Annotated in this window: 16 protein-coding genes; 5 read left to right on the top strand and 11 right to left on the bottom strand. The window is 61.0% G+C overall.

Features of this window, described 5'->3' with window-relative positions:
- Nucleotides 1-8: 8 nt before the first annotated feature.
- From I6L37_RS00655 to I6L37_RS00640, 4 genes are all read right to left on the bottom strand, one after another.
- The gene (locus tag I6L37_RS00655; protein WP_042028753.1) at nucleotides 9-890 is read right to left on the bottom strand and encodes a DMT family transporter; all 882 of its coding nucleotides are present in this window, start codon (nucleotides 888-890) and stop codon (nucleotides 9-11) included.
- A gap of 113 nt (nucleotides 891-1,003) precedes the next feature.
- The gene (fis, locus tag I6L37_RS00650; protein WP_005309538.1) at nucleotides 1,004-1,300 is read right to left on the bottom strand and encodes a DNA-binding transcriptional regulator Fis; all 297 of its coding nucleotides are present in this window, start codon (nucleotides 1,298-1,300) and stop codon (nucleotides 1,004-1,006) included.
- A gap of 26 nt (nucleotides 1,301-1,326) precedes the next feature.
- Complete coding sequence (dusB, locus tag I6L37_RS00645; RefSeq protein ID WP_026458041.1) at nucleotides 1,327-2,292, bottom strand: tRNA dihydrouridine synthase DusB; 966 nt, start codon at nucleotides 2,290-2,292, stop codon at nucleotides 1,327-1,329.
- A gap of 75 nt (nucleotides 2,293-2,367) precedes the next feature.
- Nucleotides 2,368-2,556 (bottom strand): hypothetical protein, encoded by a 189-nt coding sequence (locus I6L37_RS00640; protein ID WP_216993031.1) that lies wholly within the window; start codon nucleotides 2,554-2,556, stop codon nucleotides 2,368-2,370.
- A gap of 27 nt (nucleotides 2,557-2,583) precedes the next feature.
- Between I6L37_RS00640 and I6L37_RS00635 the strand changes: the two genes are divergently transcribed.
- The 4 genes from I6L37_RS00635 to I6L37_RS00620 all read left to right on the top strand — a co-directional run bounded on the left by I6L37_RS00635 (nucleotide 2,584) and on the right by I6L37_RS00620 (nucleotide 7,418).
- On the top strand, nucleotides 2,584-3,990 hold the full coding sequence (locus I6L37_RS00635) for a TolC family protein (protein ID WP_254203530.1): 1,407 nt from the start codon (nucleotides 2,584-2,586) through the stop codon (nucleotides 3,988-3,990).
- Between the two features lie 73 nt (nucleotides 3,991-4,063).
- Complete coding sequence (locus I6L37_RS00630; protein ID WP_216993030.1) at nucleotides 4,064-5,068, top strand: HlyD family secretion protein; 1,005 nt, start codon at nucleotides 4,064-4,066, stop codon at nucleotides 5,066-5,068.
- Nucleotides 5,068-6,207: an ABC transporter permease gene (locus tag I6L37_RS00625; RefSeq protein ID WP_216993029.1), complete on the top strand. Its 1,140-nt coding sequence runs from the start codon at nucleotides 5,068-5,070 to the stop codon at nucleotides 6,205-6,207. The genes I6L37_RS00630 and I6L37_RS00625 overlap by 1 nt, the downstream gene beginning before the upstream one ends.
- Nucleotides 6,207-7,418 (top strand): ABC transporter permease, encoded by a 1,212-nt coding sequence (locus I6L37_RS00620; RefSeq protein WP_216993028.1) that lies wholly within the window; start codon nucleotides 6,207-6,209, stop codon nucleotides 7,416-7,418. The genes I6L37_RS00625 and I6L37_RS00620 overlap by 1 nt, the downstream gene beginning before the upstream one ends.
- A gap of 56 nt (nucleotides 7,419-7,474) precedes the next feature.
- Here I6L37_RS00620 and I6L37_RS00615 read toward each other — a convergent pair whose 3' ends face one another.
- The 3 genes from I6L37_RS00615 to I6L37_RS00605 form a co-directional block, all read right to left on the bottom strand.
- Nucleotides 7,475-8,110, bottom strand: a complete 636-nt coding sequence (locus tag I6L37_RS00615) for an NAD(P)-dependent oxidoreductase (RefSeq protein WP_216993027.1) — start codon at nucleotides 8,108-8,110, stop codon at nucleotides 7,475-7,477.
- A 129-nt stretch (nucleotides 8,111-8,239) separates the two neighbouring features.
- The gene (locus I6L37_RS00610; protein ID WP_216993026.1) at nucleotides 8,240-9,094 is read right to left on the bottom strand and encodes a DnaA/Hda family protein; all 855 of its coding nucleotides are present in this window, start codon (nucleotides 9,092-9,094) and stop codon (nucleotides 8,240-8,242) included.
- A gap of 71 nt (nucleotides 9,095-9,165) precedes the next feature.
- On the bottom strand, nucleotides 9,166-9,852 hold the full coding sequence (locus I6L37_RS00605; protein WP_061477098.1) for a DnaT-like ssDNA-binding domain-containing protein: 687 nt from the start codon (nucleotides 9,850-9,852) through the stop codon (nucleotides 9,166-9,168).
- 319 nt (nucleotides 9,853-10,171) lie between these two features.
- Here I6L37_RS00605 and I6L37_RS00600 point away from each other — a divergent pair, with 319 nt between their 5' ends.
- Nucleotides 10,172-11,143 (top strand): response regulator, encoded by a 972-nt coding sequence (locus I6L37_RS00600; RefSeq protein WP_216993025.1) that lies wholly within the window; start codon nucleotides 10,172-10,174, stop codon nucleotides 11,141-11,143.
- 73 nt (nucleotides 11,144-11,216) lie between these two features.
- On the opposite strand, the gene I6L37_RS00595 is transcribed toward I6L37_RS00600, so the two are convergent.
- The 4 genes from I6L37_RS00595 to pta form a co-directional block, all read right to left on the bottom strand.
- Nucleotides 11,217-12,614, bottom strand: a complete 1,398-nt coding sequence (locus tag I6L37_RS00595; protein WP_042028771.1) for a peptide MFS transporter — start codon at nucleotides 12,612-12,614, stop codon at nucleotides 11,217-11,219.
- Nucleotides 12,615-12,827: 213 nt separating this feature from the next.
- Complete coding sequence (galU, locus tag I6L37_RS00590; protein WP_216993024.1) at nucleotides 12,828-13,739, bottom strand: UTP--glucose-1-phosphate uridylyltransferase GalU; 912 nt, start codon at nucleotides 13,737-13,739, stop codon at nucleotides 12,828-12,830.
- A gap of 95 nt (nucleotides 13,740-13,834) precedes the next feature.
- Entirely contained in the window at nucleotides 13,835-14,155 is a 321-nt protein-coding gene (locus I6L37_RS00585; RefSeq protein ID WP_026455883.1) for a ComEA family DNA-binding protein, read from the bottom strand.
- A 374-nt stretch (nucleotides 14,156-14,529) separates the two neighbouring features.
- Nucleotides 14,530-16,701: a phosphate acetyltransferase gene (gene pta, locus I6L37_RS00580; RefSeq protein WP_216993023.1), complete on the bottom strand. Its 2,172-nt coding sequence runs from the start codon at nucleotides 16,699-16,701 to the stop codon at nucleotides 14,530-14,532.
- Nucleotides 16,702-16,718: the final 17 nt, after the last annotated feature.

Below are 16,718 nucleotides of genomic sequence, written 5' to 3'. Positions count from 1 at the left end.
GGAGAGGCTTATCGTTCGAGCGGCTTGAGCCGGGTGCTGCGCAGCAGCAGGGGGAGTTGGTAGAGCACCAGGGCACCCAGCACCAGCCCGGCGCCGGCCAGTTTGCTGCCACCGAGCGGCTCGTCATAGAAGAGGGTGCTGAGGATTAGGGTCCAGACCGGTTCCAGCAGCATCATCAGGGCGGCGTGGGCCGTGGTCATCCTGCTCAGGGCGTGGGTGAGCAGCCAGTAGCGCAGGGTGGTGGCGATCAGGACGCTCGCGGCAAACCAGCCCCAGATACCGTGGCTGATGTTGGCGGGCCACTGCTCGGTTAGCAGGGAGAGCAGGGCGCCAAGCAGGCCGGTCACCGCCAGCTGGATGCAGGTGAGCCAGGTGGGGGGAATGGACTGGGCGAAGTGGCGATGAACCGCAAGCTGGATGCCGAGGGTAGCGGCGGCTGCCAGAAACCAGAACAACGACAAAGATACGCCCCATTGGGTGCTGCTGGAGAGCAGCAGCAGGCCGGCGATGGCGAGCGGCAGGGTAAGCCAGTAGTGGCGACCCGGTCTGGCCTTGAAGGCGGCCCAGGCGGCGAGCGGCGCCATCAGGGTGGCCACGCTCATGATGAAGGCGCCGCTGCCGAGCGCATCGCTCTGGCTGATGGCGGTGACCCAGAGCAGCAGGCTGGTGCCGAGCAGGGTGCCGCAGCCCGCGGCGCGGATCAGTTGGCCGCGGTTGGGGGGCGGCTCGCGAAGCCAGGCGAGCGGCAACAGCAAGAGGGCGGCCAGCAGGAAACGGCTGCCGATAAAGGCGGCGGGAGGGAGTTCGCGGATCGCCTCTTTCGAGAAGAGCCAGCCGGCGGCGGCCAGCAGGGTGACCAGCACCATCAGCAGCAGGGGCGTGCGGTTCATAGGGGGCATCATGATGAAACAGGAGGGGAGAGCATAAAGGAAAGGCGCCGGGTATTGCTACCCGGCGCCTTTCATCTCTGCCTGGCATCGCTTGCACGATGCCCGGCCAGCAATCAGTTCATGCCGTAACGCTTGAGCTTCTTGCGCAGGGTGCCACGGTTGATACCCATCATCACGGCGGCGCGAGTCTGGTTACCACGGGTGTACTGCATGATCACGTCCAGCATGGGAGCTTCGACTTCGGAGAGAACCATATCGTACAGATCAATCACTTCCTGACCGTTCAACTGGGCCAGGTAGTTACGCAGGGCCTGTTGCACAGAGTCACGCAGGGGGCGCTGGGTCGGCTCGGCAGCGTGATTGTGAGTAGTTGTTACCAATGCATCAGAAGTCAGGGTTTGTTCGAACATATTCGGTCGGCTCTTTAGTTATCTTGTTAACCTAATCCATCGAAATACGCTTCGAGTGCCTCGAGCTGTGCGTCTGCACAATCCAGGGCATTGAAGTGCTTACGGAATTCTCGGCCCGTCTCTTCTTCATCCAGGTACCAGCCCACGTGTTTACGGGCGATGCGCGCTCCCAGATATGCACCATAAAACCGGTGCAGGTTGGTGACATGCTCGTTCATCAGGGTGCGAACCTCTTCCCTCTCGGGAGGCGGCAGCTTGGTGCCCGTCTCAAGAAAATGACGGATTTCCCGGAAAATCCAGGGTCGTCCTTGCGCAGCGCGGCCGATCATCACGGCATCGACACCGGTATAGTCGAGGACATACCGGGCTTTCTCCGGGCTGTTGATGTCGCCATTGGCGACAACAGGAATCGATACGGCCTGCTTAATCGCCCTGATCGTGTCGTACTCCGCTTCGCCTTTGTAGAGGCAGGCGCGGGTGCGACCATGCACGGCAAGGGCCGCGATACCGCAATCTTCGGCGATTCGGGCGATCTCCACGCCATTGCGGTTATCCGGATCCCATCCTGTGCGGATCTTCAAGGTGACAGGAACCTCCACTGCGTCCACCACGGCCCGGCAAATTGCTTTGACCTGGTCTGGGTAACGCAACAGGGCTGAGCCTGCCAGCTTCTTATTCACTTTTTTTGCCGGACACCCCATGTTGATGTCGACGATCTGTGCGCCCTGCTCCACGTTGTAGCGGGCAGCAAACGCCATCATCTCGGGATCGGCTCCGGCAATCTGGACCGATCGCAAACCCCCTTCAGCAGAGTGATCCATTCTCATCCTGGTTTTCTGGGTATCCCAGACATCCGGGTTGGCCAGCAGCATCTCGGAAACGGCCATGCCGGCCCCCAGTCGCAAACAAAGTTCACGGAATGGTCGGTCTGTTACACCGGCCATGGGAGCCACGATCAGGGGAGTTTCAAGCGTGTGGGGACCTATCTGCATTCCACGGTTACCATCGGCTTAGGGCGGCGTATATTACGCATTTTTTAGGCAGGAGAAAAGGTTAGTATTTGAGCGTCAGCCATTTTTTTCTGAAAAAAACGTCGCGCCAAGGCTTGCAAATTCTGGAGTTGTTGAAAAACGGCCAGATTGGGCGGCAAGGATCTCTATACCATAGGGGAAGCTCCCTTGCATAATTGTCAGTCCACTTGCGAGGCCTGTTTGCGTTATGATGGCGAGCTTCCAAAGAGTAAATACTCCAAACATTTTCATAACAATGCGGGTTGGGGATCTATGACGTCAAGGTTCATCAAATCACTCTGGCCATGCCTGATGGGGGCCATGCTGGGGTCGGCGCAGGCGCAGACCATCAGCTTCAGCGAAGCTTGGACCCGGGTCATCCAGCAGGATGAGGGGCTGGCGGCCGAACAGGCAGGGGTGGAGCGCGCCAAACAGCTGCGAGAGGCGGCCAAGGACATGTATCTGCCCAAGGTGGATGTGGGGGCCAGCTATACCCACCTCGATCAGCCGATGGAGCTCGACATGATGGATCTCAATCCCATCGCCAACCATCCCGAGCTTGGCAAGGTGCTGGCTCCCCTGATGCAGGCCTTCAGGCTTACCCCGGATGACTTCGTCACTCCTCTCACCAAACAGAATGTGGTCACCAGCTCGGTCAAGATGCTGTGGCCGCTGTTCACCGGGGGTCGCATCGATGCGGCGCAGGACATTCGCGAAGCCCAGGTGAGCGAGGCACAGCAGCTGCTGGTGCTCAAGCAGCAGTCCACCTTCGAGAGCCTCTCCCAGACCTATTTCGGGGTGGTACTGGCCGCCCAGGTGGTGCAGACCAAGCAGGAGATCGAAGACGGGCTGGCTCATCATCTCGATCACGCCAACAAGCTGGAGGCCCAGGGCCAGATCGCCCGGGTCGAACGCCTCTCCGCCCAGTCAGCCTATGACAGGGCACGCATCGATACCCAGAAGGCGCGACGCAGCCTGGAGATCGCCCAGCTGGCCCTCGGCCACATGCTCAAGCTCAAGCAGGCAAACCCGGACAGTGCTCTGTTCGTCAACACAGAACTGCCGCGTCTGGAAGGGTTGGTGAGCCAGACCCTGGAAGTACACCCCGGCCTCAAGCTGCTCAGCGCCAAGAAGGAGCAGGCCAAGGGGATGATCCGGCTGGAGAAGGGCAAGTATGCCCCCGAGGTGTTCCTGTTTGGCAACTACAACCTCTATGAAGATGACTCACTGGCGTCCAAGACCACCCCGGACTGGCTGGTGGGGGTCGGCGTCAGCATGCCGCTGGTGAGCCGCGATGGCCGCTCCGAGACGGTGCAGGCCGCCAAGAGCGCCGAGCTGCAGGTCAATCTGCTGCAGGCCAAGACCCGCCAGGATCTGGAATTACTGGTGGAGAAGACCTGGCGCGAGGCGGCTCAGGGACTGGAGGAGTATCAGTCTCTCTCCTCCACCCAGGCACTGGCGGAAGAGAACGTGCTGCTGCGGGACAAGGCATTCGGACAGGGGCTCTCCACCTCGCTGGATGTGGTGGATGCTCGCAACCAGCTGGCCGGGGTCAAGACCCAGCGCGCCGCAGCCGCCTATCAGTACGTGGTGTCGCTGGCCCGCCTGCTGGCGCTCTCCGGCCAGATCAACAGTTTCAACCAATATCAGCACGGCCAGGTGATCGAGGTGAACTCATGAGCCTGATGTTGACCGTGGATCTCTTTGTTCGTGTTTCGACCGCCAAGGGTCGCCAGATTGTCGAGGTGAAGTGATGAGCCATCCCCCCATCAAGAAGAAGATGAGCCAGGGTAAACCGCTGTTGTTGCCGCTGGCGCTGGTGATCCTGGTCGGCTGGCTCGGTTGGCGCTTCTGGCTCGCCTATCAGCCCGAGCCGGTCCATCTGCAGGGCCAGATCGAGGCGCAGCAGTATTCGGTCTCCTCCAAGGTACCGGGCCGCATCAACGAGGTGCTGGTGAAGAAGGGGGATCAGCTTGCCAGGGATCAGCTGGTGTTCACCCTGGCGAGTCCCGAGATTGAAGCCAAGCTGAGCCAGGCCAAGGCCGGCGAGGCTGCCGCCGGCGCCCTGGCGTTGGAGGCGGAGAGGGGGGCTCGTGCCCAGCAGATCGCCGCCGCCAAGGATCAGTGGCAGAAGGCCAAGGCCGCCGCCCTGCTGCGGGGCAAGACCTATGAGCGGGTCGCCAACCTGCACCGCGATGGCGTGATGCCGCTGCAAAAGCGCGATGAGGCCTGGACCGCCTGGCAAGCCGCCCGCTACACCGAGGGGATGGCCTGGCAGCAATACCAGATGGCGCTGGAAGGGGCGCGGGAAGAGACCAAGATCGCCGCCCGTGAGAAGGCCAAGATGGCGGCGGGCTCGGTGGCCGAGGTGGAGGCCTATCTGGCCGACACCCGCATTGTCAGCCCCCATGCCGGCGAGGTAAGCCAGGTGCTGCTGCGCAGCGGCGAGCTGGCGCCTCAGGGCTTCCCCGTGGTGACCCTGCTCGACATGAACGACGCCTGGGCCCAGTTCCATATCCGCGAGGATCTGCTGCCCCGCTTCCCGGTCGGCACCGAGTTCGACGCCCGCATCCCGGGTCTGGGGGATCAGACGGTACGCTTCAAGGTGACTCATGTGGCCGTGATGGGGGATTTTGCCACCTGGCGCGCCACCGATACCCGCCAGGGGTTCGACATGAAGAGCTTCCAGGTGGAGGCGCGTCCGCTGCAACCGGTCGACGGGCTGCGGGTCGGCATGAGCGTGCTGGTTGATCTCTGATGGGACGCGAACTTCGGCTGCTGTGGCAGGATCCGTTCAGCCGGGCCCTGATGAGCTGGGTGCCGTTGCTGCTGATGGGGATCCTCTGCTGGATCTTCTCGGCGGGGCTTGCCCGGGATCTCAAGGTGGGGCTGGTGGATCTGGACCAGAGCAGCCTCTCGCGCCAGCTCGCCTTTTCGCTGGATGGCTCGGCGGGGCTCAAGATTGCGCGCCAGTTTGACTCCATCGATGCTGGTGCCCGCGCCCTGCGTGGTGGCGACATCTATGCGCTGGTGGTGATCCCGAACCATCTGGAGCGGGATGCCCGTCAGGGCACCCAGCCGCAGGTCACCGTGTTCAACAACGGCCAGTTCATCCTGATCGCCAAGCTGGTCAATTCGGCGCTGGCCCAGGTGGTGGGCACCCTCAACGGTCAGGTGGGGGTGCTTTCCGCCATGGCCGACGGCAAGGCGCCCCCCGGAGCGCTCGGGCAGGCGGTGCCCATCAGCAGCCAGGTGACGGCGCTTTACAACCTCAACTCCAGCTATGCCCAGTTTCTGCTGAGCGCCATCCTGCCCGCGGTCTGGCAGATCCTGGTGGTGCTGTTCGGCCTCAATGCGCTGGCCCGTACCGACCGGCTGGGACTGGATTGGACCACCCGCGGCGTCTGGTTCGGGCTCTGGCGCACCCTGTTGCCCCATGTGCTGATCGGCTGGGCCTGGGGGCTGGCCTGGAGCTGGCTGCTGTTCAAGGGCTTTGCCTATCCCATGCACGGCAACTGGGCGGTGCTGGTGGCGGGGCTCGGGCTCGCCTCGGCTGCCTGCGTTACTATGGGGGCCTTCTTCTACGCCATCATCCGGGATCCGGCCCGCGCCCTGTCGCTGGCGGGAGCCTACACAGCGCCCGGCTTTGCCTTCATGGGGGTGACCTTCCCGGTGAGCGCCATGGGGGATTTCGCCCGCTTCTGGCGCAACCTGCTGCCGGTTTCCCACTATGTGGAGCTGCAGATTGGCCAGAGCAACTACAGCCTGCCACTGCAGGCCGCGCTGCCCCAGCTCGGGGCCCTGCTGCTGTTTCTCTTGCCCCTCATTCTGGTGGTGCGCCGATACAGGCAGCAGGCCGAGCTTGCCCGTCAACCTGCCGAGAAGGAGTCGCCGTAATGCTGGGTTTTCGGGATTTGCTGCGCCTTGAGCTGCGCACCCTGCTGGCAGATCGCGCCATCATGCTCACCCTGTTTGGCGGGATCTTCTTCTACTCCTTCCTCTATCCCCAGCCCTATCTGCACCAGCTGCCGCGGGAAGAGGCGGTGGTGCTGGTGGACGAAGATGGCAGCCAGCTTTCGCGCCAGCTGGCGTTCATGGCCGATGCCACCTCCCAGGTCAGGCTGGTGGCGCAGGCCAGCTCCCTTGAGAGGGCGCGCCAGCTCCTGCTGGAGGGCAAGGGGAGCGGCATACTGCACATTCCCAGACACTTCTATCGGGATCTGATGCTGGGCCGGAGCGTCACTCTGAGCTATGCCGGTGATGCCTCCTATTTCCTGGTCTATGGCACCATCGCCGAGGGGCTGGCTCAAGCGGGCGGTACCCTGGCGGCCCAGGTGAAGGTGGCGCGGCTGCTCACCCACGGCGAGGCGTTGCCCCAGGCAAGGATGGGCTGGAACGCGGTGGCCCTCAACGTGGTGCCGGTGTTCAACCCCACCATGGGCTATGTGAACTATGTGGTGCCTGCGGTGTTCGTGCTGATCCTTCACCAGATCCTGCTGATGGGGGCTGGCATCATGGGGGCGACCCAGAACCAGCGGGGCCTTCGCGGCGAGACCGGCTACTGGCAGAGTGCGCCCGTGCTGCCTCTGCTGCTGGCGCGTACCCTGGTGACGGTGGGGCTGTTCCTGTTGCCGGTGAGCTACTTCTTCGGCTTCTGCTTCGATTACTACAACATTGCCCGCAACGCCGAGCCGGCGCAGTTGTGGCTCTTCACCCTGCCATTCTTGCTGGCAACCTGTTGGCTGGGCATCGTGCTTGGCGCCCTCTTTACCCGACGTGACATACCAACCCAGGTGGTGCTCATCTCCTCCCTGCCGCTGGTCTTTCTGGCGGGCTTTATCTGGCCGCTGGAGCTGATACCGGCGCCGCTCAACTGGCTGGCACAGTGGGTGCCGAGTACGGCGGCCATCGAAGGATTTCTGCGCCTCAACCAGATGGGGGCGGGGTTTGAGCAGGTGGCCCCTTACTGGTGGCAGCTGTGGGGACTGGCGCTGCTCTACGGTATTCTGGCCTGCCTGTTGCTGCGCTGGCGCCAGCGCCAGTTGCCGCTGGCCACTCAGGGTGCCGCCCATGGGGCGACCACGGAGAGCGGCGCAACCGGTGGCTAAACGATGCCGGATGGATAACGAAACGGTCAGCCCTTGGGCTGACCGTTTTTTTGGGTTCAGGCGCGGGTGAGCGCGGGATCGGCGATGGCGTAGATCTGGCCCAAGGCGTCCTCATCGAAGAGCAGCCGCAGCCCCTGTGCGGCGACATCGGCACGGCGTACCAGGCCATGCACTTCCCGTCCCTGACTCAATTCGGCAAGACCGGTGGCCTCGCCATCCTGCAGACCCGCCGGGCGCACTATGGTCCAGGCCAGCTCGCTGGTTTGCAGCCAGCTCTCCGCCAGGCTTTTGAGCCGCACCTCGTGACCGAAGGCGGCGCGAGCCCGCTCTGGCAGATATTGCCAGCTGTCGCCACAGCCGAGGGAGGTGACCAGCAGCAGGCGCCTGAGGCCCTGTTGTTCCATGGCATCGATCACATGGCGGTTGCCGAGATAGTCGACGGGCTCGTGCTGGCGAAAGCTGCCGAGGGTGGAGACAACATGGGCATCCTTGCCAGCGAGCGTGCAGGCTCGTGCCACGGCCCCCATATCCAGCGCATCCCCTTCAACGACGTCGACCCCCTGTGTGCGCAGCTCGGCGGCCATCTCGGAGCTGCGCACCAGCGCCACCACCCGGTGGCCTGCTTGCAGGGCGTGATCGGTAAAGGCGCGGCCCAGCCCGCGGCTGGCTCCGAAGATGAGTGTGGTCGGCATAGATGAGGTTTCCTTCAAAGAAAGGGCTAGCCTAGTGGCTGACTCTTTCGATGTAAATGAGAGCTGTTTTTATTTGTGGAGCAAGAGATAAAAAATGCGAGCCGTATGGGCTCACATTTTTGCACGGGCTTAGCCGCGATAGTTACCGATGCTGGGGCGACGGCTGGGGCCGCTCAGGTGGATATCCACCGGGTTGAAGGCCTTGATCGCCTCGTAGCTGAAGTCACCGATCGCCTGATGCAGGGTCTGTGGCGTGTGGTTGGTGATGATGATGACGCTCTTTGACAGGTTGCGACGCCGGCGCAGCAGGTGGCCGAGGAAGCTGGACTGGCTCTCCGCCATCTTGGCCCGGTTGGCCGACACTTCATCGATGATCAGCAAGTCCACCTCTTCCAGGGCGCGGCGATACTGGTTGCGTTCGTCTTGATCGGGGATCACGTTGAAGAACAGCCGATCGACGATGGAGGCCCACTGCTGGAAGATCACCGACTTTTGGTGGCGCTCGATCAACTCATGAGCCACGGCACCTGCCAGAGTCGATTTGCCGGTGCCGTAGTCACCGTAGATCAGCATACAGCCGCCGCCGCTCTTCTCCCAGTGTTCGAAGCCGCTGATGAAGTAGCGGGCGGTTTCGATGGGATATTGCAACGCCGGATCGCCAGCATCCATCTTGTCGAATACCCAGTCCGGGTTGAGGTCGGCCTGGGCGATCAGCTTCTGGATCCGCTCCTGGCGCGCCACCTTCTGCAGCTCGCGCACCTCGGCATTGGCCTTGGCATCGTACTCCTTGCGCAGGGTTTCGTAGTCGTACTGGCTGCCACCGGTCTCCTGTTGCAGACGGCGAATCCGCTCCAGCAGGCTGCCGACGTGACGTTTCAGCTCGGGGTCGTGGGCGCGTTGATCCTGCTTGGTCTTGGCAATTTTCTGGCGCTTGGCCTCGATCTCTTCCAGCTCCTGGCGCAGGGGATCGTGCGGGTCAGTCATGGAGTGCTCCTTCTGCTTGATCAGGGATGGGGGGACAGGGGGCTGATTTTGCCTGTTGGCGGGGGCCTGTATCAATCATTATCCGGTGCCTCTGCTGCTTGTTGTCCCTGGGCCAGCCGTTTGGCCTCCTCGATCATCTCTTGGGCCCGCCGGCTAGGGCCAGCCTCCGCCGGCGCTGGCGTCACCTGTTGGTAACCCCTCACCTCCGTCGGTTGGCGACGGGCATAGCGGCGGGTCTTGAGGGCGCGGATGAACTTGAGCATCCACTGGTGCTGGGAATCGAACACCTCTGGGCGACCCAGCCAGTAGGCGATGAACTCCCCCAGATCCTCTTCGCTGTAACTGGCATCGATCACCCCGCACAGGCGGGCGAGGGCGGGCAGCTCCTCGTCAGGACGCCATTGCAGGTGCATCTGGAACGGGCGATCCGGCAACGGGCTGCGTACCTTCTGGGCCAGCAGCGGCAACTGGAATGGGCACTGATGATAGTGCTCACTCTCGCCCTGAGCCTCTACCTGCAAGAGCCCAGCCTCCATCAGCTCGTCGAACAGCTCGGTCAGTTGGCGGGCATTGACCTGATAGGAGAAGCCGCAAGGATCGCCTGGGTCGACCACCGCCAGCGCCCGGCCAAGCTCGGGGTAGTTGAGCCGGGCCAGCTGATTTTCCAGCACCAGTCTGCGCAGCTGCAGGGTGTAGAGGCTGCGGGCCGGGTGGGAGAGTCTGGGATGGGCGAGGGCGCTGTATTCGGCTGGGGTCATGGTCTTCTTCATGTTCTGGAGTAAGGGGCATTATCCCCCATGGCGGGGGCTTGCACAATTCGCCCGGCCGGTGCGGGAAGAGGATATCCTTGATAGAAGGGCCGAGAATCCGGGCTCTTCCTCCCGACGGTCGTGTCACTTCGAAGGCTTCCAGATGAGCTGCCGTTATCTTGAATGGCAAAACCATTTCAAATACATGGTTTTTGTGAGCAAGCTCGGGATTTGCGACCGTTTCTGACGAACTCGTTTCGGCGTTTTTGCCGATTTGGTCTAGTCTTATTGAGTAAATAACAGATTGACTAATAAGGATTTTATAACAATGTCAACTGCCGGGCTAAGGATCCTGGTGGTGGAGGACGAAGCCGTTTTTCGCCACTCGCTTGTGAGCTATCTGATGGGGGATGGGGCGACCGTTTTCCAGGCCGAGGATGGTATCGAAGGGCTGTCGGCTGCAGCGCTTTATCATCCCGATGTGGTGCTGTGTGATCTGAACATGCCGAATATGGATGGCCATGAGGTGATCGCCTGTCTCTCGGCTCGCAGCCCGGATATTCCGGTGATCGTGATCTCGGCCCAGAGCACCATGGAGGCGGTAGCTGCTGCCCTGCGTGCCGGTGCCCGGGATTACCTGATCAAGCCGCTCGACAATTATGTCCAGCTCGAGCGCAGTATTTCCGAGTGTCTGCACGGCAGTGTCGCACGCAGTCCACAGCTGGAACTGATGGATCATGTCGACTACTTTCGGGCTCACGATAGGGCGGCGACCCGCCTGCTGGCGGGTCTCAAGTCGCCGGGTGTGCAGGAGTGGGGGCCCTGGCAGGTGACTTTCAAGGGGAGGGGAGCGCTGTTTCTCTCCGATACCTTCAAGGTGGCTGACAAGCTGTTGATGCTGATCATCGAATTGCCGGTGGTGGGGGCGGATGCGGCGTTTTGCGGCGCCCTGGTGCGTTCTTTGATGAACGTACCTTACCGCCAGTTTCAGCGCGAGGAGAGCCAGTTGCTGGATCAGCCGCACAGGCTGCTCGACTACCTCAATCACCAGCTGATGGAGTCCGGCCTGCGCCACTCGCTGGCCATGGCGGCCCTGCTCTTCGATCAGGAAGATGGTCTGGTCTTTGCCAATGCCGGGTTGACCTCCCCTCCCTGGTTGATGCGAGCCGGCGGTTTGCCCCTGGGGTTGATGCGCAGCAGTCGCTATGCCTTGCACAGGCGCAGCTGGCATGAACCGTTCGAGCTGCAATTTCGCAACGAGAGTGGCTGCTCACTCCAGGTTCAGGTTCATCATCACTGAGTGAAAGCGAGCTTGCTCCAATAAAAGAGGGCGTCCCGTGGGACGCCCTCTTTACTTGCGTGATGCCAGCCTGTCAGGCAGTGGCAGATTGCAGTTTCTCGTCGCTTGTGTGCGGCTCTTTGGCCGGACCTTCGGCGCCATGCATCCAGTAAACCAGGCGGTTGGCCATGGCTAGCAGGATCAGGGCACTGATGATGGCCGCAAGCGCGATACCACCGAAGATGGCCAGGGGACCGGACTCGCCAATAAAGGAACCGATAAGGCCGGCTGCATAGTTGGCAACCGCGATGAAGCCAAGCCAGGCACCCATCATCAGGGAGGCCAGGCGCAGCGGAGCCAGCTTGGTCACCATGGAGAGGCCGATCGGAGAGAGGCAGAGCTCGCCCAGGGTATGGAACAGGTAGGCGCCCACCAGCCAGAACATGGAGGTCTTGACGCTCTGATCTCCGCCCTGCTCCAGCACGGCACCCACCATGAACAGGAAGCCGATGGCCAGGAACAACAGACCCATGGCAAATTTGACCGGTGAGTTCGGCTCTTTTTTGCCGAGCTTGACCCAGATAGCAGCTACGATCGGTGCCAGGGTGATGATGAAGAAGGGGTTCAGGGACTGGAACCAGGCGGTCGGCACTTCGAAGCCGCCGATCATCCGGTCAGTGTACTCTTGGGTGTAGAGGTTCATCAGACCACCGGCCTGCTCGAAGCCAGCCCAGAAGATGATGGTGAACAGGCCCAGCACCAGGATAACCTTGATGCGATCCACTTCCTGCTTGGTCAGCGGGGCTTTCTGGCCTTTGTCGCGCAGGGCGGCTGCGCGCTTGGCGGCAGGGATGCGGCCGATATCGCCGAGGAAGCGTTGGGCCAGGGTTGCCTGCAACACCAGGGAGATCAGCATGCCGATACCGGCGCCGACGAAGGCGGCTTGCCAGCCATAGGCCGTGGCAGCAGCACCGCAGATCACGCCGGTCAGCAGGGAGCCCAGGTTGATCCCCATGTAGAAGATGGTGAAGGCACCATCACGGCGGTGATCGCCCTCTTCATAGAGGTCGCCCACCATGGTGGAGATGTTCGGCTTGAACAAGCCGTTACCGATGATCAGCAGAGCCAGACCGGCGTAAAAGACGGTTACCACCTGATCCGGGAACATGCTGTGCGGCAGTGCCAGCGTGAATTGGCCGAGCGCCATCAGGACGGCGCCGATCAGAATGGCGCGGCGTTGCCCCAGGAAGGTGTCAGCCAGCCAGCCACCGATGAGCGGAGTGATATAAACCAGACCGGTATAGATACCGTAGAGCTTGAGGGCATCTGCCTGATTCCAGCCCAGACCACCGTTGGCAGTCAGGTCGGTCAGATAGAGTACCAGTACGGCACGCATGCCGTAGTAGGAGAATCTCTCCCACAGTTCGGTACTAAAGAGCAAAAAAAGCCCTTTAGGGTGACCTAAAAAGGTCCCTTTCGACGGGTTATTCATTGAAACTTCCACCTGTGTCTTATATTTTTTTAAGTTTTTTATGCAAGGGCGAGAAACACGCCTTAATCCTTATAGAACATGCGTAGATAAATTACAACATTATGATTTGATGGGGTTTTATTTATCAAAGATTGAGAAAGTGTTGCTGAAATGAAAAAGGAGCATCGTTTGATGCTCCTTTAATTTGTCTGTAGATAAGAGATTTATCAGCGATTACAACTGCTTGACGAACTGCTTCAGCCAGCCGATGAACTCGCCGTTCAGTTCGTGATGGCGTACGGCATATTCCACATTCGCCTTCATATAGCCCAGTTTGCTGCCGCAATCATGGCTCTTGCCCTTCATGAAGTAGGCGTTGACCTGCTCGCGCTCCATCAGCATGGCGATGGCGTCGGTCAGCTGGATCTCGTCGCCGGCACCGGCCGGGGTTTTTTCCAGCAGCGGCCAGATGTTGGCAGAGAGTACATAACGGCCGACCACGGCCAGGTTGGAGGGAGCCTCGTCACGGGGCGGTTTCTCGACGATGGCCTGCATCGGCAGTGACATGCCAGCACTCAGCTCTTCACCCTTGATATCGGCGATGCCGTATTTGTCCACTTCGCTCTCGGGAACCGCTTCCACCATGATCTGGCTGAGCTGGTTCTCTTCGAACATGTGCACCATCTCGGCCAGGTTGTCCTGTTTCGGGTCGCTGGCGGCCTCGTCGATCAGCACGTCCGGCAGCAGCACGGCGAAGGGGTTGTCCCCGATCAGCGGACGGGCGCAGAGCACCGCATGGCCCAGGCCTTTGGCCTCGCCCTGGCGCACGTGCATGATGGTGACGTCCTTGGGACAGATCTGTTGCACCTCTTCCAGCAGTTGACGCTTGACCCGCTTCTCGAGGGTTGCCTCCAGTTCGAAGCTCTTGTCGAAGTGGTTTTCGATGGAGTTCTTGCTGGAGTGGGTGACCAGTACAATTTCCTTGATACCGGCCGCGATCGCCTCGCGTACCACGTACTGGATCAGGGGCTTGTCGACCACCGGCAGCATCTCTTTCGGGATGGCCTTGGTGGCAGGCAGCATGCGGGTGCCCAGACCGGCTACCGGCAGCACGGCCTTGCGAACAACGAGAGGTGTCTTTTTCATGGAGAGGTGTCCAGGAGGAATAAAGTGGGGCCATGATACCCGAAGAAAAATGGGGCAGCCATAAGCCGCCCCATTTGTAGCTTTTTCATCGGACGTTATTTGACCATCATCATATCCCTGTTGGCTTCCAGCGTGGCCGGGCCGATCCCCGTGACATCTGCCAATTGATCTACAGAGGTAAATTTCCCCTGTTTCTCACGATATTCGAGGATGGCCTGAGCCTTCTTCTCGCCAATACCCTTGAGGGTAGTGAGCTCGGCCAGGGTGGCCGTATTGAGGTTGAGTTTGCCACTCTCCTTGGCGGCGGTTGTGGTAGTGGTTTGCTTGGTCTGCGTCTGTTCGGCTGCCAGCGAGGGCTGGCTGAACAGGGGCAGGGTTGAGAGCAACATCACGGCGGCGAACTTGTGTATCTGCATTTTGCTTCTTCCTTCAATGACTGTTTGCATCAGCATATTGATAGATAGCGCAGCAGTAGAATGCGTCACTGTGATAAATGACAGCGGAGTTATCCGGCACTCTTTTTGAAGATTTGCTATAAGCGTTCTGGACGTTGCCTGATATTGATTTAACTGACTAATTCCAATCTGTTTTTACTGAGGCTTTTGAATCTGAGCTGTTGGGATTCATATTGATCTCCAGTGCGTATTCATGAGGCAGCTGACACGGGGTTTCACTGGTGGAAATAAGCGTTGTTGGTATCTTTCACTGGTTGTCAAAAGAGAACCAATAAAAAAGGCTGCCCACCTTGGGTGAGCAGCCTTAATGATCGGTTTTTTCAGAGGGCGGACGATTACTCGGCCTGAGCCGCCTGAATACCTGTCAGGGCGATGGTGTAGACGATGTCGTCCACCAGGGCGCCGCGGGACAGGTCGTTGACCGGCTTGCGCATGCCTTGCAGCATGGGGCCGATGGAGACCAGCTCGGCGGAGCGCTGTACCGCCTTGTAGGTGGTGTTGCCGGTGTTCAGATCCGGGAACACGAACACGGTGGCCTTGCCTGCTACCGGAGAGTTCGGTGCCTTGGACTTGGCCACGTTCTCCATGATGGCGGCATCGTACTGCAGCGGACCATCGATGATGAGGTCGGGGCGCTTGGCCTTGGCCAGTTCGGTCGCTTCACGTACTTTCTCTACGTCCGCGCCGGCGCCGGAGGTGCCGGTGGAGTAGGAGATCATGGCCACACGCGGCTCGATGCCGAAGGCGGCAGCGGAGTCGGCGGACTGGATGGCGATCTCGGCCAGCTGCTCGGCAGTGGGATCCGGGTTGATCGCGCAGTCACCGTAGACCAGTACCTGATCCGGCAGCAGCATGAAGAAGATGGAGGAGATCAGGGAAGAGCCCGGGGCGGTCTTGATGATCTGCATCGGCGGACGGATGGTGTTGGCAGTGGTGTGCACCGCGCCGGATACCAGACCGTCGACTTCGTTGCGCTCCAGCATCATGGTACCCAGTACCACGTTGTCTTCCAGCTGTTCGCGGGCAACCACTTCGGTCATGCCCTTGTTCTTGCGCAGCTCGACCAGACGGGCCACATAGCGCTCGCGCACGGCAACCGGATCGATGATCTCGACGCGGTCGGTCAGCACCACGCCCTGCTGTTCGGCGACGCGACGGATCTCTTCCGGGTTGCCCAGCAGCACCGGACGGGCGATGCCGCGCTCGGCACAGATGGCGGCAGCCTTGATGGTGCGCGGCTCTTCCCCTTCCGGCAGCACGACGCGCTTGTTGGCCTGACGGGCCAGCTCGGTCAGCTGGTAACGGAAGGCCGGCGGGCTCAGGCGACGGGAGCGGGTGGACTTGGCGGAGAGAGACTCGATCCAGTGCTTGTCGATGTGGCCAGCCACGTAGTCTTGTACCAGCTCGATACGCTCGCGGTCATCTTCCGGAATATCGACGTTGAAGTTCTGCAGGCTGACGGCGGTCTGCCAGGTGTTGGTACCGGTGATCATGATCGGCAGGCCGGTGGCCATGGCCTGTTGGCACAGAGCCATCACCTGGGGTTCCGGATGGTAGTTACCGGTCAGCAGCAGGGCACCCAGCTTGACGCCGTTCATGGCGGACAGGCAGGCGGAGACGATGACGTCGGAGCGGTCGCCGGAGGTCACCAGCAGGCTGCCCGGGCGGAAGTGCTCGATCATGTTGTGGATGGAGCGAGCGCAGAAGGTCACGGTCTGCAGACGACGGCTGTCCAGCTCGCCCTGGTGCAGGATCTTGGCGGCCAGGTGCTTGGCGAGATCCTTGGCGCGCGGGGCGATCAGCTGGGTATTCCAGGGGATGCAGCCCAGAATGCGCAGCGGGCTCTTGCCAAAGACCTGCAGCACTTCCAGGTTGTGGCCGGTGTCGGCGCCATGGTGGTGGGCTTCGAACATCTCGGTCAGATCCGGGCGGGTCACGCCGTGCTCGTCAACCGGGGCGCCAACCTTGTTGATGACGCAGCCCACGATGCGCGGGTTGTTGACACCACCGAAGTTGGAGCAGGCCAGCTCGATGCGCTCTTTGAGCTTCTGGCTGGAGTCGTGGCCCGGGTGGGTAACGAACACCATGTCGGCGTCCAGCGCTTTGGCCACGTCGTAGTTCAGCTTGTTGGCAAACGGCTGCTTGTCGGTCGGCACCATGCCTTCGACCACCAGCACTTCGGCCCCGCTCGCTTTCACGTGCTCTTCGAAGCGGGCCACGATCTCTTCCAGCAGGATGTCGGTGTTGCTGGTGGTGATCATGTTCTCGGCGTAGGAGAGGGCGAACGGCTCGGGCGGATTGATGTTGGCTGCGGCGCGGATAACGGCGGTAGAACGCTCAGGACCGGTCTCACCCGGACGCGGCTGGGCGACCGGTTTGAAGAAGCTGACATTGACACCGTGACGTTCCATGGCGCGAACCACGCCAAGACTCACGGAAGTTACGCCGACACCAGTGCCGACCGGGATAAGCATAATAGTGCGTGCCACTTTATACCCCTTGTTCATTTTTTGGGATCAGGAAA

The sequence above is a fragment of the Aeromonas sp. FDAARGOS 1407 genome (assembly GCF_019048725.1).
Classification (GTDB): Bacteria; Pseudomonadota; Gammaproteobacteria; order Enterobacterales; family Aeromonadaceae; genus Aeromonas; species Aeromonas enteropelogenes.
The sequence above is the reverse complement of the archived record's forward strand: the minus strand, read 5'-3'. Positions and strand labels throughout refer to the sequence as shown.

Coding starts and splice junctions, on each gene's coding strand:
- I6L37_RS00655 (WP_042028753.1), bottom strand. CDS start 890: ATGAACCGCACGCCCCTGCTGCTGATGGTGCTGGTCACCCTGCTGGCC.
- fis (WP_005309538.1), bottom strand. CDS start 1,300: ATGTTCGAACAAACCCTGACTTCTGATGCATTGGTAACAACTACTCAC.
- dusB (WP_026458041.1), bottom strand. CDS start 2,292: ATGCAGATAGGTCCCCACACGCTTGAAACTCCCCTGATCGTGGCTCCC.
- I6L37_RS00640 (WP_216993031.1), bottom strand. CDS start 2,556: ATGTTTGGAGTATTTACTCTTTGGAAGCTCGCCATCATAACGCAAACA.
- I6L37_RS00635 (WP_254203530.1), top strand. CDS start 2,584: ATGACGTCAAGGTTCATCAAATCACTCTGGCCATGCCTGATGGGGGCC.
- I6L37_RS00630 (WP_216993030.1), top strand. CDS start 4,064: ATGAGCCATCCCCCCATCAAGAAGAAGATGAGCCAGGGTAAACCGCTG.
- I6L37_RS00625 (WP_216993029.1), top strand. CDS start 5,068: ATGGGACGCGAACTTCGGCTGCTGTGGCAGGATCCGTTCAGCCGGGCC.
- I6L37_RS00620 (WP_216993028.1), top strand. CDS start 6,207: ATGCTGGGTTTTCGGGATTTGCTGCGCCTTGAGCTGCGCACCCTGCTG.
- I6L37_RS00615 (WP_216993027.1), bottom strand. CDS start 8,110: ATGCCGACCACACTCATCTTCGGAGCCAGCCGCGGGCTGGGCCGCGCC.
- I6L37_RS00610 (WP_216993026.1), bottom strand. CDS start 9,094: ATGACTGACCCGCACGATCCCCTGCGCCAGGAGCTGGAAGAGATCGAG.
- I6L37_RS00605 (WP_061477098.1), bottom strand. CDS start 9,852: ATGACCCCAGCCGAATACAGCGCCCTCGCCCATCCCAGACTCTCCCAC.
- I6L37_RS00600 (WP_216993025.1), top strand. CDS start 10,172: ATGTCAACTGCCGGGCTAAGGATCCTGGTGGTGGAGGACGAAGCCGTT.
- I6L37_RS00595 (WP_042028771.1), bottom strand. CDS start 12,614: ATGAATAACCCGTCGAAAGGGACCTTTTTAGGTCACCCTAAAGGGCTT.
- galU (WP_216993024.1), bottom strand. CDS start 13,739: ATGAAAAAGACACCTCTCGTTGTTCGCAAGGCCGTGCTGCCGGTAGCC.
- I6L37_RS00585 (WP_026455883.1), bottom strand. CDS start 14,155: ATGCAGATACACAAGTTCGCCGCCGTGATGTTGCTCTCAACCCTGCCC.
- pta (WP_216993023.1), bottom strand. CDS start 16,701: ATGAACAAGGGGTATAAAGTGGCACGCACTATTATGCTTATCCCGGTC.